This is a genomic window from Modestobacter muralis (genome assembly GCF_010682105.1).
Classification (GTDB): domain Bacteria; phylum Actinomycetota; class Actinomycetes; order Mycobacteriales; family Geodermatophilaceae; genus Modestobacter; species Modestobacter muralis.
In genome coordinates, this window is the sequence record NZ_JAAGWH010000022.1 from 16,726 (window position 1) to 30,841 (window position 14,116).

Here is a 14,116-nt window from a genome sequence, read left to right on the forward strand (position 1 = left end):
GGCCGCGGCGAGGCGCAGGGAGGGGAGCTGTCGCACGAGGAGACAGTCGCCGGCCGGGCCCGTCCAGTTCCCGCGCAGGTCAGGAAGGGGTGTGACGCGGCCGACGTCCCCGGACGGCCGCCGTCGGCCCGGTGCCCGGCACGGTCGGATAACGTCCGGCCGTGACGGCGACCGGACAGCCCACCGGCCCGGTCGCCGCGGACCCCGTCCGGCTCGGCACGCCCGCCGGCCGCTGGGTGCTGCTGGCCACCGTGCTGGCCTCGGGGATGGCGATGCTCGACGCCACCGCCGTCACCGTCGCCCTGCCTGCGATCGGCGCCGAGCTGGGCTCCTCGCTGGCCGGGCTGCAGTGGACGCTGTCGGGCTACACGCTGGCCCTGGCCGCACTGGTCCTGCTCGGCGGTGCGCTCGGCGACCGGTACGGACGGCGCCGGGTGTTCCTCGTCGGGGTCGTGTGGTTCGCGGTCACCTCCCTGGCCTGCGGGCTGGCCCAGACCACCGGCCAGCTCGTCGGCGCGCGGGTGCTGCAGGGCGTCGGCGGAGCACTGCTCACCCCCGGCAGCCTGGCGATCATCCAGTCCGCGTTCCCGCACGCCGACCGGCCGCGGGCGATCGGCGCCTGGTCGGCCCTCGGCGGCATCTCCGGGCTGATCGGGCCCTTCCTGGCCGGCGCGCTCATCGACGCGGTCAGCTGGCGCTGGGTGTTCCTGCTCAACGCCCCGGTCGCGGTGGTCGTCGTGCTGGTCGCCGTCCGGCACGTGCCGGAGAGCCGGGACACCGGCAGCACCGGCCGGTTCGACGTCCTCGGGGCGGTCACCGGCGCGCTGGCCCTGGCCGGGGTCACCTACGCCCTCATCGCCGCCGGGGACGGCCCCGGCTCCCCGCAGGTCTGGGTCTCGGCCGCCGTCGGCGTCGCGTCCGGGACGGCGTTCGTGCTGCGCGAGCGCTCCGCCGCCGCGCCGATGCTGCCCCCCGGCGTCTTCGCCGACCGCGAGTTCACCGGTGCCAACCTGAGCACGCTGCTGGTCTACGGCGGGCTCGGCGGCTACTCGTTCTTCCTGGTGCTGCAGCTGCAGACCGTGCTGGGCTACGGCGCGACCCAGGCCGGCGCGGCGATGCTCCCGGCGATCATCGTGATCACCCTGCTGTCGGCCCGCGGCGGTGCGCTGGCGGCGCGGGTCGGCGCCCGGCTGCCGATGGCCGTCGGCCCGCTGGTCGCCGCGGCCGGCGTGCTGTGGTTCGCGCGGATCGGCCCGGGCAGCTCGTACTGGGTCGACGTGCTGCCCGGCTCGCTGCTCAACGGCCTGGGCATGTCCCTGGTCATCGCCCCGCTGACCGCCACCGTCCTCGACGCAGCACCCGACCACCTGGCCGGCGTGGCCAGCGGCGTCAACAACGCCGTCGCCCGCGCGGCGAACCTGCTGGCGGTCGCGGCGCTGCCGGTCGCCGTCGGGCTCAGCGGCGACGACTACGCCGACCCGACCGCGCTCACCGGTGGCTTCCGGGTCGCGATGGTGGTCTGCGCGGTGGTCATGGCGCTGGGCGGTCTCGTCGCCTGGCGCACCGTCCGGCGCGACACCCTCCGCGTCTGACTCACCCCCGGCGCCCGCCCACGCTGTCGGCCCGCCGGGGGCGACACGCCGCGTACGTGACCGGGGCCACCCGGGGTGCTTCCACACAATCCTCACCGAGATGGTAGGAATGCACCCGTGTCGACGTCCGCGGTGCCTCCGCACCTGCTCCCGGGATCGTTCCTGGTGAGCCGCATCCACGTCGACCTGCTGCGCGTCTGCACCGCCTGCTGTCCCGGCTGCTGACCTCCCGCGCCTCGCGCGCCCTCCCTGTCAGCCCTGCGGTGCCCGCGTACTGACGCGCGCCCGCGCCCCCAGCTCCGGAGTCCCCCACGTGAAGACCCTGATCGTGCTCGCCCTCGCCGGCCTCGGCGCCCAGCTCGTCGACGGCAGCCTGGGCATGGGCTACGGCGTCACCTCCACGACGCTGCTGCTCGCCCTGGGCACCAACCCGGCCGCCGCCTCGGCCACCGTCCACCTCGCCGAGATCGGCACCAACCTCGCCTCCGGCATCTCGCACTGGCGCTTCGGCAACGTCGACTGGAAGGTCGTCGGCCGGATCGGCGTCCCCGGCGCGATCGGCGCCTTCGCCGGCGCCACGGTGCTGTCCAACCTCTCCACCGAGGTCGCCGCCCCGGTCATGCAGCTGATCCTGCTGGCGCTGGGCATCTACCTGCTGGTCCGCTTCACGCTGCGCGGCATCGACCGCCGCCACCTCGGCAAGCCGATGCGCACACGCTTCCTGGCCCCGCTCGGCCTGGCCGCCGGCTTCGTCGACGCCACCGGCGGTGGCGGCTGGGGCCCGGTGAGCACCCCGGCGATCCTGGCCAGCGGCCGGATGGAGCCCCGCAAGACCATCGGCTCGGTCGACACCTCCGAGGTGCTGGTCTCCCTCGCCGCCAGCCTGGGCTTCCTGTTCGCCCTCGGCAGCCAGGGCATCGACGTCGCGTGGGTGGCCGCCCTGCTCGTCGGCGGCCTGATCGCCGCCCCCGTCGCCGCGTGGCTCGTGCGGTTCGTCCCCCCGCGCCTGCTCGGCGCCAGCGTCGGCGGGATCATCATCCTGACCAACGCCCGCAGCCTGCTCAAGAGCGACTGGATCGACGCCGACACCGGCACCCGGTACGCCGTCTACGCGGTCATCTACCTGGTCTGGGCCGCCGCCCTGGTCTGGTCGTTCCGCGAGTACCGCAAGGACCGCGCGCAGGAGTCGGCCGCGGCGGTCACCGCAGCGGCCGAGCGCCGCGCCGAGGCCGAGCGGCTCGCCTCGCCGAACGAGGTCGCCACGGTGGACGAGACCGTCCCCGCCGGGCGGCCGAGCGCTCCGCAGAACTGAGGAAGGACCTCCCCGCCCCCACCACTCGCACGCTCGCGGTGGGCCCCTGCAGGGAGGCCGTGAGGGCCCCGTTCGGCGCGTGCCGGACGGGGCCCTCGTGCGTCCGGTCCGACTTCTTGCCATAGCGGCAAGGATGTTTGTGCTCCTGGCACCACCGGTCGCATGCTCGGGACCGGCGGCCGGACGGTCGGCCGCCGGCCGAGCAGAGGAGCGCGAGCATGGACGAGCAGTACGACGTGGTGGTCGTCGGCGGTGGACCCGCGGGGCTGAGCGGCGCGCTCGCGCTGAGCCGGGCACGACGCTCGGTGCTGGTGGTCGACAGCGGTGCACCGCGCAACGCCCCGGCCGGGCAGGTGCACAACTACCTGGGCCGCGAGGGCACGCCCCCCGGTGAGCTGCTGGCGACCGGCCGGGCCGAGGTGGCCTCCTACGGCGGCGCGTTCCGGACCGGCGAGGTGCTGGGCGCCGACGTCGTCCCGGACGGGTTCGTGCTGCGGCTGGCCGGCGGCGGGCCGGTGCGCGCCCGGCGGCTGCTGGTCACGACCGGGCTCGTCGACGAGCTGCCCGCGGTGCCCGGGGTGCGCGAGCTGTGGGGCTCCGACGTCCTGCACTGCCCGTACTGCCACGGCTGGGAGGTGCGCGACCGGGCGATCGGGGTCCTGGCCACCAGCGCCATGGGCGTGCACCAGGCGCTGATGTGGCGGCAGTGGAGCGCCGACGTGACCCTCTTCCTGCACACCGGGCCCCAGCCCACCGACGAGCAGTGGGAGGAGCTCGCCGCCCGGGACGTCAGCGTGGTGGCCGGTGAGGTCGTCGAGCTGGAGACCACCGGCGACCGGCTCTCCGGGGTGCGGCTGGCCGACGGGCACGTGCTCTCCCGGGACGCCGTCGTGGTGGCCCCGCGGTTCAACGCCCGGTCCGCCGCCCTGACCTCCCTCGGCCTGGACGCGCAGCCGGTGCTCATGGGCTCCCACGCCATGGGCAGCGCCGTCCCGGCCGACCCGAACGGGGTCACCGCCGTCCCCGGGGTCTGGGTGGCCGGCAACGTCACCGACCTGGGCGCCCAGGTGATCGGCGCGGCCGCCGCCGGCCTCAAGGCCGGCGCGATGATCAACTCCGACCTCATCACCGAGGACACCCGACTGGCGGTGGAGCGGCGGCGACGGACACCGTTCTCCCCGGCGTCGGAGCGGGGACTGTCCGAGCAGGTGCTGGGCGACCGGCGCCACGGGATCTGAGGAGACGGACATGACCGACCACCAGCACGAGCACGAGCACGAGCAGCCCGCGAACACCGGCCTGGACCAGGCGTCGTGGGAGGACCGCTACCGGGACGCCCCGGCGCTGTGGAGCGGGCGGGTGAACCCGTCACTGGTCGTTGAGACCGCCGACCTGTCCCCCGGCCGGGCACTGGACGTCGGCTGCGGCGAGGGCGGCGACGTCCTCTGGCTGGCCGGGCAGGGCTGGCAGGTGACCGGCCTGGACTGGTCCGCCGTCGCCCTGGAGCGGGCTGCGGGGCACGCAGCGGTCGCCGGCCTCACCGACCGGGTCCGGTGGGTGCAGGGCGACGTCGAGTCGTGGCAGCCACCGGTGGCGAGCTTCGACCTGGTGACCGCGCACTTCCTGCACCCGACGGCGGACCAGCAGTCGCCCCTGCTGGCCCGGCTCGCGACTGCGGTCGCGCCGGGCGGGACGCTGCTGTGGGTCGGCCACGCGGTCCAGGAGGAGGCCGCGGCCCAGTGGGGCGCCAATCGCTTCGCCGCCGCCACCGACCTGGCCGCCCACCTCGACCCGGCGGACTGGGAGGTCGTCGTCGCCGCCCAGCGGCCGCGACCGGAGGGCAGCGGCCACCACGTCGCCGACGAGGTGGTGCGCGCCCGCCGCCGCTGAGGTCAGGCCACCTGGCCGACCGTGGAGCCGCGTCGGGAGGCGGTTGCACGGTCGCCGAGGCGGCGGCACCACACCCGGCCCGGCGTCAGCCGGCGCGGATGCCGGTGATCGGGACGACGACCTCGGGGCGCGACCAGGAGCCGGCCGTGGCCAGCACCCGCTCCGGGGTGCCGGACTCCTCGCGCTGGCCGGCCGCCAGGCGCAGGGCGCGGACGCCGGTCAGCGCGTCGGCCTCCGGCGGCACCACGAGCAGGTCCAGCCGACGGTCACCGTCGACGGTGAGGGAGACCAGCGCGGGGTCCATGCTGCGGAAGGCCCCGGTGCGCACCGTGCGCCCGGAGACGGCGACCTTGCGCTCGATCGGCGTCCAGGCCTGCTCGGGGTAGGTGAACCGCTCGACGCGCACACCGAGGGTGTCCAGGGCAGCGACCAGCTCGGGCAGCTCGGCGGCGAGGTCGTGGCTGCGTGGCCACCAGGCGCCGTCGAAGGCCGCGTCGGACCCCGACCCCGCCTGCCGAAGGCGCACCCGCACGTCGATGCCGTTCCGGAAACCCGCTGCTCGCTGGACCGTCATCAGTTGCCCGACCACCCTCTCGTGCTCATCGCCTGAGGTGGTGCGGCCGACTGCTGCCGCGCACACCCCTCCCGACCGCACCGTAGGACGACGCGCCCGCCGCCCCGGTGCGCCACGAGGGAGCCGCCGCGCGTCAGGCGGCCACTCCGGCCGGTCATCACCGTACGTGTTCGACCGACAACAGTCGCCACACGGGCACCACCGATCTCGGCAGAAGTCGTCGGCGTGCCGGAACGACGAACGCCGCCGCCCCGAGGGGACGACGGCGTTCGGGATGCCCCGCGGACGGGGCGTCACATCACAGCTTGGGCTTCTTGTTGCGGGTGCGACCGCGGACGGTCTGGTCCAGCTCCACCTTGCGGATCCGGACGGTGCCCGGGGTGACCTCGACGCACTCGTCCTCGGCGCAGAACTCCAGCGCCTGCTCGAGGTTCAGGATCTTCGGCGGCACGAGCCGCTCCAGCTCCTCGGAGGTCGCCTTGCGCATGTTGGTGAGCTTCTTCTCCTTGGTGATGTTCACGTCCATGTCGTCCGGACGGGAGTTCTCACCGATGATCATGCCCTCGTAGACCTCGGTGCCGGGCTCGACCATCATCTGACCGCGCTCCTGCAGAGAGAACATCGAGTAGGTCGTCGCCACGCCACTGCGGTCGGCGACCAGCGAGCCGGTCGGGCGGGCGCGCATGTCGCCCAGCCACGGCTCGTAGCCCTCGAGGGTGTGGTTCAGCACGCCGGTGCCGCGGGTCTCGGTCAGGAACTCGGTGCGGAACCCGATCAGGCCACGCGAGGGGCAGATGTACTCCATCCGCGCCCAGCCGGTGTCGTGGTGGACCAGGTTCTCCAGCCGGCCGCGACGGCTGGCCAGCGCCTGGGTGAGCGTGCCGACGTACTCGCCGGGGGTGTCGATGGTGACCCGCTCGACCGGCTCGTGCAGCTTGCCGTCGATCTCCTTGGTGACCACCGTCGGGCGTCCGACGGTCAGCTCGAAGTCCTCACGGCGCAGCTGCTCGACCAGGATGGCCAGCGCCAGCTCGCCACGGCCCTGCATCTCCCAGGTGTCGGGACGCTCGGTGGGCAGCATGCGCACCGAGACGTTGCCGATCAGCTCCTGGTCGAGCCGGTTCTTGATCAGTCGGGCGGTGACCTTCTTGCCCGACTTGCCCGACAGCGGGCTGGTGTTGATGCCCATGGTGATCGAGATCGACGGCTCGTCGACGGTGATCGCCGGCAGCGGGCGGGGGTCGTTCGGGTCGGCGAGGGTGTCACCGATGCCGATGTCCGGGATGCCGGCGACGGCGACCAGGTCGCCGGGGCCCGCGCTCGCGGCCGTCGTGCGGTCCAGGCCCTCGGTGACGAGCAGCTCGGTGATCTTGACGCGCTCGATGGTGCCGTCGGCCTTGCACCAGGCGACCTGCTGGCCGTTCTTCATCTCACCGGAGTGGATGCGCAGCAGAGCGAGGCGGCCCAGGTACGGGGAGGCGTCGAGGTTGGTGACCTGCGCGCGCAGCGGCTCCTCGGCGTCGTAGACCGGCGCGGGGATGGTGTCCAGCAGCGTCTTGACCAGCGGGCCGAGGTCCGGGCTGTCGGGGACGGTGCCGTTCTCCGGCTTGTTCAGCGACGCCTGGCCGGTGCGGCCGTTGCAGTAGACGATCGGGAACTCGAGGGTCTCGGCGGGCAGGCCGGCGTCCTCGAGGAGCTCCATGAACAGCTCGTAGGTCTCGTCGACGACCTCTTCGATGCGGGCGTCCTGACGGTCGGTCTTGTTGACCGCGAGGATGACCGGCATCCCCTTCGCCAGCGCCTTGCGCAGCACGAAGCGGGTCTGCGGCAGCGGGCCCTCGGAGGCGTCGACGAGCAGGCAGACGCCGTCGACCATGGACAGCGCGCGCTCGACCTCGCCACCGAAGTCGGCGTGACCGGGGGTGTCGACGATGTTCACGATGACGGGGTTGCCCTCGTCGTCGTGCAGGTGGATCGCGGTGTTCTTGGCCAGGATGGTGATCCCGCGCTCGCGCTCGAGCTCACCGGAGTCCATGACCCGGTCCTGGGTGGAGTCGTTGTCGGTGCCCTCGCCCTTCGAGCGGCCCAGGGCACCGGCCTGGCGGAGCAGGGCGTCGACCAGGGTGGTCTTGCCGTGGTCGACGTGCGCGATGATCGCGACGTTTCGCAGGTCGTTGCGTGTGGGCATGCGGAGAGGCACCTCAGGAGTTCAAGTGGGGGTCTGCGCGCTACGGCGCGCGACAGGAGTAACGGCGCGGAGCGCAGAGACCTTCCCATGGTAGGCGACGGCGGCCCCGCGAAGAACCTGCTGTGACCGGTCTGCCACTCCTGACGGACCTCGGACCCCGCGTCGGGCCCGAGGACTCAGGTCGCCGGCCGGTCCACGACCACCCAGGACAGCGCCGCGACGGCTGCGGTGACCAGCCCGACGGCCAGCCAGGCGGGCCAGTCCAGGCCCAGTGCGAGCACGTGCGCGAGGGCGAAGGCCGCGAGGTAGGCGACCGCCAGCGCAGCCGCGACCGCCGCCCCGCGGCGGGACCACCACAGCCAGCCGGCGACCAGCCCGCCGGCGGCCAGGACCACCCCGCCGAGCGCCCGGACCCCGGTCGCCTGGGCGACGCCGAAGCCGACGGCGAGGCCGATCGCGGCCGGGACGGCGGAGGGCAGGCGGCTGCGGACCCGGGTCAGGGTGGAGGTCGTCATGACCCCCAGTCTCCCCCGCGGACGCCTCAGGTGGTCGGCGTCGCCCAGGGTGCGATCTGCCACGCACCGCCGTCGGCGATGTCGAAGGGGGCGGCGCCTCCGCCGCCCTCCACCGCGGCGGACACCAGCGTCGTCGAGGCGTCCAGGGCCACCGTCACCGCCTGCGGGGTCTCCTGGTCGGCCCACCCGCCGTAGCTGCGCCAGGTGAGCAGCGCCGACGCCGTCCCGCCCGGCGCGACCCCGACCCGCTGGAACTGCAGGGCACCGTCCTCGGGGGTCTCTCCCTCGCCCACCTGCAGGACGAGCGGCCGCCCGCCTTGCAGCAGGACGACGACCGGCACGCCCTCCAGCCAGCACGGCGCCGAACCGGTGTTGGTGGCGACGAGCGCCGCTGCCCGCAGCCCCATCGCCGCGTCGAACCCGCGGACGGTGAAGGCGAGGTCCTGCTGCGCACACGGGGCGTCGGCCACCACCGGCTCTGGCGTCGGGGTGGGCGTCGGCGTGGGCGTCGGGGTGGGCGTCGGGGTCGGGGTGGGGCGCGGCTTCGCCAGCGGAGCCGGCGACGCGGTCCCCCCGTCCGGTCGGTCGGGGAGGTACACCCCGGCCAGCAGGAGGGCACCGACGACCAGCAGGCCCACCCCACCGGCCACCGACGGCCAGGCCGGCGGCCGGCCGAGTTGATGCAGGGACCGCTGGGCCAGCAGGGCGAGGGCCACCGCGACCGCGTCGACCAGGGGCAGCGCGGTCAGAGCCCCGTCGCCGGAGGCGGCCCAGGTGGCCGTCACCGCCCCGGCACCCAGGCCGCTGACCGCCAGCGCGGCCAGCCACTCGTGCCCCGGCACCGCCGGGCCGGCCCGGAACAGCTGCCCCACCGCCCGGACGCCGACGGCCTGGGCGAGCCACGCCGCCGTAAGCCCGACGGCCAGCCCGTGCCACCCCCCGAGCGAGGCGAAGAAGAGCGGGACGGCGGCCGGGAAGGCGGCGAAGAAGACGACCAGGCCGGTGACGAGGGCCTGCAGGGGCGCCGGCAACGGTGGCGCGTCGGGAACGGGCCGCCGTCCGGGGAGCGTCCAGGCGAGCAGCACGGCCGCGAGCGCGACGACCGCCAGCCCCCCGCCGACCAGCCACCAGCCGCGCTGCAGGGCGGCCTCGACGTCGGCGGCCGTGCACTCCCCCATCAGCTGGCACAGGGGGTTGGAGTCCCCGGGGTCGGGCCGGTACCGGCCGGTGGACAGGACCCCTCCGCAGGCGACCAGCCCACCGAGCAGGCCCGTGCCCACGACGGCGTCACGCGCGGCGGTCACCGGCGCAGGATGCCGCACGAATCCGTTCCGGAGTGGGAGGTCAGCTCCCCGCACGCGGCTGGGAGGTGCCTGGCGACCGTCCCCGGACGCGCCGAAGGCCCCGGCGCAGTGCGCCAGGGCCTTCGGTGCGGCCCCCTCGCAGGAGCGAGGGGGTCCTTCGTCAGGCGGCCCGGAGGACGCCCTCGATCTCGAGCTCGACGGTGATCTTGTCGCCGACGACGACGCCGCCGCCGTCCATGGGCATGTCGATGTCCACGCCGAACTCCTTGCGGGAGATCTCGGTCTTGCCGGAGAAGCCGGCGCGCGTGCCGCCGTAGGCGTCGGGGCCGAAGCCGTTGAGCTCCAGGTCCAGGACGACGGGCTTGGTGATGCCCTTGATCGTCAGGTTGCCCTCGACGACCCAGTCCTCGCCCTTGTTGCGGATGCCGGTGGAGCGGAACTCCATGACGGTGTGGTTGCCGGTGTCGAAGAAGTCGGCCGACTTGATGTGCGCGTCGCGCTGCTCCTGCCGGGTGTCGATCGAGTCCATGTCGATGGTGGCGTGGACGGTCGACTGCGACGGGTCGGCGGCGGTGACGATCTCACCGGAGAACTCGCGGAAGTAGCCGCGGACCTTGCTCACCATCATGTGGCGGACGGAGAAGCCCACGGTGGAGTGGGAGGCGTCGATGTCCCACGTGCCGACGACGTAGCCAGGGATCTGGGTGGTGCTGGTCATGGTGACCTCCGGTGGTTGAGCGTTGAACTGCTTGCGTCGTCCGGAAGCGTAGTTGAATCCTTGACTATTCCGCCAGTACCCTGAGGGGGTGACTTCCCACGTGTCGCCGGGCCCGGAACACCAGCCGGCGTCGGCCGCTCCCGCGCCGCCGCGCTGGCTGGACGCCGAGGAGCAGAAGGCCTGGCGGGCGTGGCTGTACAGCACGACGCTGCTCCAGGACCGGCTGGAGCGGGACCTCACCCACTCCACCGGGATCTCCAACGCCTACTACGAGATCCTCGTGCAGCTGTCGGAGGCGCCGGACCGGCGGATGCGCATGAGCCAGTTGGCCGACCGCTGCCTGGCCTCCCGCAGCCGGCTCTCGCACGCGGTGTCCCGGCTCGAGGAGCGCGGCTGGGTCGCCCGGGAGGTGTGCGTCGAGGACGGCCGCGGTCAGCTCGCCGTCCTCACCGACGTCGGCATGGCCGCACTGGAGGAGGCGGCGCCGGTGCACGTCACCAGCGTGCGCGAGCACCTGTTCGACCAGCTCTCGCCCGCCCAGATCGCGGCGATGCGGGACATCGGCGAGACGCTGCTGCGCCACCTCGACCCCCGCTGACGGACCCCCGCCAGCGGCGCCGGCCGGCACACCGGCCGGCGCGGCTGGGTCAGGCGGCGGCGTCCAGCGTCTCGCCGGCCAGGAACAGCCGGCGTGACTCGACACCGGTGTCGGGGTTGTCGGTGAAGATCCCGTCGACCCCGGCCTCCCAGAAGCGCAACTGCTCCTGCAGCGCCAGGCCGTAGTCGTCGGGCGCGGTGCCCTCGCGCAGGTCGGTGGGCAGGAAGGTGTTCTCGTTGCGCAGCGTGTACGGGTGCACGATCAGGTCGACCCGGTGCGCATCCGCCACGAAGGACGTCGCCTCCCCCAGGCTGCCGTCGGCGTTGCGGGCGATGACCTGGTTCTTGTCCGGCCCCACCCCGTCGGCGTACTCGGCCACCTCGGCCAGCCCCGCGGCGCTGGAGAGGTCGGCGTATGTGCGCGGGTCGCCGGCGGCGACGAGGTCGGCCGGTGCACCGGTGGCCGACAGCAGCTGCACCAGCGGCACCCGCACCCGCAGGTCGTGCAGCTCGCGCAGGTTCGTCGTCTCGAACGACTGCAGGAACACCGGGGAACTGCGCCGGTCCATCCGTGCCTCGCGCAGGTCGGCCAGCAGCGGCTCCTCCAGCGACAGGCCCTCGGCGTCGAAGTAGGTGGGGTGCTTGGTCTCGATGTAGACCCCGATCTCGCGGTCCAGCTCCTTGCTCAGCCGCTTCCGCAGGTCCAGCACCTCGTCCAGCGTCGGCACCGGGTAGAGCCCGTCGTAGACGGTGTTCTCCTCGCGGACCTCCGGCAGCCGCTCGACCGCGCGCAGCGTGCGCAGCTCGGCGAGGGTGAAGTCCTCGGTGAACCAGCCGGTGAGCGCGACGCCGTCCACGGTCTTGGTGGTGCGGCGGTCGGCGAACTCGGGGCGCTCGGCGACGTCGGTGGTCCCGGAGATCTCGTTCTCGTGCCGGGAGACCAGCACGCCGTCGGCGGTGCTGACGACGTCGGCCTCGATCACGTCGGCACCCATCCGCGCGGCGAGCTCGTAGGAGGCCAGCGTGTGCTCGGGCCGGTAGCCCGACGCGCCGCGGTGGCCGATGACGAGCAGCTCGTCGGCGAGGTCACCGCCGCCGCGACGGTCGGCGAGGGCGGACGCCGGGACGGCGAAGGACAGCGGCAGGGCCAGGGCGACGGCGACACCGGCCACGGTCAGCCTGCGGGAGCAGGACATGCCTTCTCCTCCGGGCTCGGACGGCGACCCTCGCCGACGGCCCTCCGCTCCACCACAGCACGCACTCAGCGCCCCTGGGGCGAACAGCGCGTGAAGCCCGGCGCGACCCGGCGCGTCGGCCCGCGTGTCGCCCGGTCTCAGTCCTGCCAGACCCGCCGGACGCGCTCGGCCACCGTCGCGGCCTGGGCCCGGCCGGCCCGGGCGGAGGGCTCGCGCGCGGCGGGGTCGAGCACGTTGTTCCCGATCGCCGACAGGCTCGCCCGGTCCGGGGAGACCACCGCGACCCGGCTCACCAGCCCGGTCACCTGGGCGTCGACGCTGGTCATCGGCCCGGCCCCGCGGGGCAGCGGGGCGATGACGACGATCCGGTCGTACCGGGCGGCGAGGTCGGCGTTGGCCGGGGAGCGCATCCCGCCGTCCATGTACCGGTGCCCGTCGATGCCCACCGGCGGGTAGACGCCGGGGACGGCGCAGCTGGCGCCGACGGCCGCGACCAGCTCGACCCCGGAGGACCGGGTGAAGGTGGTGAACTCCCCGCTCTCGGCGTCGACGGCGGTGACCACCAGCGGCCGGTCGGGCCACTGCGCCGAGGGCAGGGCGGCGGTGATCGCGGCGCGCCGCTCCTCGGGCGACGGGGTGCGGCCGGAGTCGGCCGCGGCGCGGGCCAGCCGGCCGATCCGCCGCCGGAAGGCCACGTCGTCCCGGCGGGCGAGCAGCATCGCCAGGCCGTACCGGGCCAGCGTGCCGCGGCCGAGCCGGGCGACCGGCGCGGCCTCCGGCGGCGCCAGTTGGGCGGCGTACAGCTCCTCGACCGGGGTGCCGCTGCGCAGCGAGGCACCGACGACCGAGCCGGCCGAGGTGCCGACGACGAGGTCGGCGGTGCCCAGGTCGACGCCGGCCTCGGCCAGCCCGGCCAGCACCCCGACCTCCCAGGCGATGCCGGTGATGCCGCCGCCGCCGAGGACCAGGGCCGTGCGCTGCGAGCTCATCAGCCCATCCTGGTCCACGCCCGGCGTCGGCCCCGGCGAGCTCCCGCGGCGACCGCCACGCACCCCGCTCCGGGGCGGGAGCGGCCTCCCCGGCCGCCGGGTCACTACTGTGCGCCCGGTGACCTGTGAGCGGCCGCCGTGCTGAGCGACGACCACAGCGGCGTCTCCCTGCCGCACCGTGAGGAGTCCCCGGCCCGCCAGGTGGGGCGCCGGGTGCTCATCGCCTCGCTGACCCTGATCGCGACCGTGCTCATCGTCTACGTGGACCGGGACGGCTACCGGGACAACAACGGCGGCGAGCTCAGCCTGCTCGACGCCACGTACTACGCCACGGTCAGCCTCTCCACGACCGGCTACGGCGACATTGTGCCGGTCTCCCCCAGCGCGCGGCTGATCAACATCGTGGTGATCACACCCCTGCGCGTGCTGTTCCTGCTCATCCTCATCGGGACCACCCTGGAGGCGCTCACCGCGCGCTCCCGGGAGGAGTTCCGGGTCCGACGCTGGAGGTCTCGCGTGCGCCAGCACGTCGTCGTGTGCGGCTACGGCACCAAGGGGCGCAGCGCCATCCGCGCCCTGCTCAGCACCGGGACGGACGCCGACCACATCGTCGTGGTCGACCCGGACCCGCGGGCGGTCGACGAGGCGACCTCGGCCGGCCTGACCGCCGTCCTCGGCGACGCCGGACGACGGGAGGTGCTGCGCCGCACGTCGGTGGAGAAGGCCCGGGCCGTCGTCGTCGCCGCCGACCGGGACGACGCCTCGGTGCTGATCACCCTCACCGTCCGCCAGCTCAACCCCACGGTGCCGATCACGGCGACGGTGCGCGAGGAGGAGAACGCCAGCCTGCTGCGGCAGTCCGGTGCCGACACCGTGATCACCTCCTCGGCCACCTCGGGCCGGCTGCTGGGCCTGGCGACCGACTCTCCCGGCGTCGTCTCGGTGGTGGAGGACCTGCTCACCAGCGGCCGCGGGCTGGACCTGCAGCAGCGCGCGGTCACCCAGTCCGAGGTGGGCCTGGGCCCGCGGCAGCTGACCGACGTGGTCCTCTCCGTGGCCCGCGGCGGGCGCACGCTGCGCTTCGACGACCCGGTCATCGGCACGCTGCAGAGCGAGGACGTGCTCGTGGTCGTCAAGGCCCACGGGCGCCCCGTCCCCGGCGTCTGACCGCCGGTACCGGAAGGCGTCACGCCACCGGGTCGCGCACGACTGGAGTTGCCGGGTCCCCCGCGCCACCGAAC

General features: G+C 74.3%; 13 protein-coding genes. 6 read left to right on the top strand and 7 right to left on the bottom strand.

Annotated elements, in window-relative coordinates:
* Window positions 1–161: 161 nt before the first annotated feature.
* The 4 genes from GCU67_RS09555 (at window position 162) to GCU67_RS09570 (ending at window position 4,794) form a co-directional block, all read left to right on the top strand.
* A complete protein-coding gene (locus tag GCU67_RS09555) occupies window positions 162–1,592 on the top strand; it encodes an MFS transporter (protein ID WP_338104901.1) in 1,431 nt (476 codons plus the stop codon).
* A 313-nt stretch (window positions 1,593–1,905) separates the two neighbouring features.
* On the top strand, window positions 1,906–2,904 hold the full coding sequence (locus tag GCU67_RS09560) for a TSUP family transporter (protein ID WP_163610994.1): 999 nt from the start codon (window positions 1,906–1,908) through the stop codon (window positions 2,902–2,904).
* 218 nt (window positions 2,905–3,122) lie between these two features.
* A complete protein-coding gene (locus tag GCU67_RS09565; RefSeq protein WP_163610995.1) occupies window positions 3,123–4,142 on the top strand; it encodes an NAD(P)/FAD-dependent oxidoreductase in 1,020 nt (339 codons plus the stop codon).
* A gap of 10 nt (window positions 4,143–4,152) precedes the next feature.
* Window positions 4,153–4,794 (top strand): class I SAM-dependent methyltransferase, encoded by a 642-nt coding sequence (locus GCU67_RS09570; RefSeq protein WP_163610996.1) that lies wholly within the window; start codon window positions 4,153–4,155, stop codon window positions 4,792–4,794.
* An 85-nt stretch (window positions 4,795–4,879) separates the two neighbouring features.
* Here the strand turns inward: GCU67_RS09570 and GCU67_RS09575 are convergent, their stop codons facing one another.
* The 5 genes from GCU67_RS09575 to GCU67_RS09595 form a co-directional block, all read right to left on the bottom strand.
* Window positions 4,880–5,368 (bottom strand): DUF5994 family protein, encoded by a 489-nt coding sequence (locus GCU67_RS09575; protein WP_163610997.1) that lies wholly within the window; start codon window positions 5,366–5,368, stop codon window positions 4,880–4,882.
* Between the two features lie 298 nt (window positions 5,369–5,666).
* A complete protein-coding gene (typA, locus tag GCU67_RS09580; protein WP_163610998.1) occupies window positions 5,667–7,556 on the bottom strand; it encodes a translational GTPase TypA in 1,890 nt (629 codons plus the stop codon).
* Between the two features lie 176 nt (window positions 7,557–7,732).
* Window positions 7,733–8,071, bottom strand: coding sequence for a hypothetical protein (locus GCU67_RS09585; protein ID WP_163610999.1), 339 nt, complete (start codon window positions 8,069–8,071; stop codon window positions 7,733–7,735).
* Between the two features lie 26 nt (window positions 8,072–8,097).
* Window positions 8,098–9,375 carry a DUF4232 domain-containing protein gene (locus GCU67_RS22400; protein WP_163611000.1) on the bottom strand — a complete coding sequence of 426 codons (1,278 nt, stop codon included), beginning with the start codon at window positions 9,373–9,375 and terminating at the stop codon, window positions 8,098–8,100.
* 160 nt (window positions 9,376–9,535) lie between these two features.
* The gene (locus tag GCU67_RS09595) at window positions 9,536–10,093 is read right to left on the bottom strand and encodes a YceI family protein (RefSeq protein ID WP_163611001.1); all 558 of its coding nucleotides are present in this window, start codon (window positions 10,091–10,093) and stop codon (window positions 9,536–9,538) included.
* Window positions 10,094–10,181: 88 nt separating this feature from the next.
* Here GCU67_RS09595 and GCU67_RS09600 point away from each other — a divergent pair, with 88 nt between their 5' ends.
* On the top strand, window positions 10,182–10,691 hold the full coding sequence (locus GCU67_RS09600) for a MarR family winged helix-turn-helix transcriptional regulator (protein WP_338104902.1): 510 nt from the start codon (window positions 10,182–10,184) through the stop codon (window positions 10,689–10,691).
* A 49-nt stretch (window positions 10,692–10,740) separates the two neighbouring features.
* Here GCU67_RS09600 and GCU67_RS09605 read toward each other — a convergent pair whose 3' ends face one another.
* Both GCU67_RS09605 and GCU67_RS09610 read right to left on the bottom strand, forming a co-directional pair.
* Window positions 10,741–11,886, bottom strand: a complete 1,146-nt coding sequence (locus GCU67_RS09605; protein WP_163611002.1) for a glycerophosphodiester phosphodiesterase — start codon at window positions 11,884–11,886, stop codon at window positions 10,741–10,743.
* Window positions 11,887–12,023: 137 nt separating this feature from the next.
* A complete protein-coding gene (locus GCU67_RS09610; RefSeq protein ID WP_163611003.1) occupies window positions 12,024–12,875 on the bottom strand; it encodes a patatin-like phospholipase family protein in 852 nt (283 codons plus the stop codon).
* 138 nt (window positions 12,876–13,013) lie between these two features.
* Here GCU67_RS09610 and GCU67_RS09615 point away from each other — a divergent pair, with 138 nt between their 5' ends.
* Window positions 13,014–14,042, top strand: a complete 1,029-nt coding sequence (locus tag GCU67_RS09615; RefSeq protein ID WP_163611004.1) for an NAD-binding protein — start codon at window positions 13,014–13,016, stop codon at window positions 14,040–14,042.
* Window positions 14,043–14,116: the final 74 nt, after the last annotated feature.

Coding starts and splice junctions, on each gene's coding strand:
- GCU67_RS09565 (WP_163610995.1), top strand. CDS start 3,123: ATGGACGAGCAGTACGACGTGGTGGTCGTCGGCGGTGGACCCGCGGGG.
- GCU67_RS09570 (WP_163610996.1), top strand. CDS start 4,153: ATGACCGACCACCAGCACGAGCACGAGCACGAGCAGCCCGCGAACACC.
- GCU67_RS09575 (WP_163610997.1), bottom strand. CDS start 5,368: ATGACGGTCCAGCGAGCAGCGGGTTTCCGGAACGGCATCGACGTGCGG.
- typA (WP_163610998.1), bottom strand. CDS start 7,556: ATGCCCACACGCAACGACCTGCGAAACGTCGCGATCATCGCGCACGTC.
- GCU67_RS09585 (WP_163610999.1), bottom strand. CDS start 8,071: ATGACGACCTCCACCCTGACCCGGGTCCGCAGCCGCCTGCCCTCCGCC.
- GCU67_RS09595 (WP_163611001.1), bottom strand. CDS start 10,093: ATGACCAGCACCACCCAGATCCCTGGCTACGTCGTCGGCACGTGGGAC.
- GCU67_RS09605 (WP_163611002.1), bottom strand. CDS start 11,886: ATGTCCTGCTCCCGCAGGCTGACCGTGGCCGGTGTCGCCGTCGCCCTG.
- GCU67_RS09610 (WP_163611003.1), bottom strand. CDS start 12,875: ATGAGCTCGCAGCGCACGGCCCTGGTCCTCGGCGGCGGCGGCATCACC.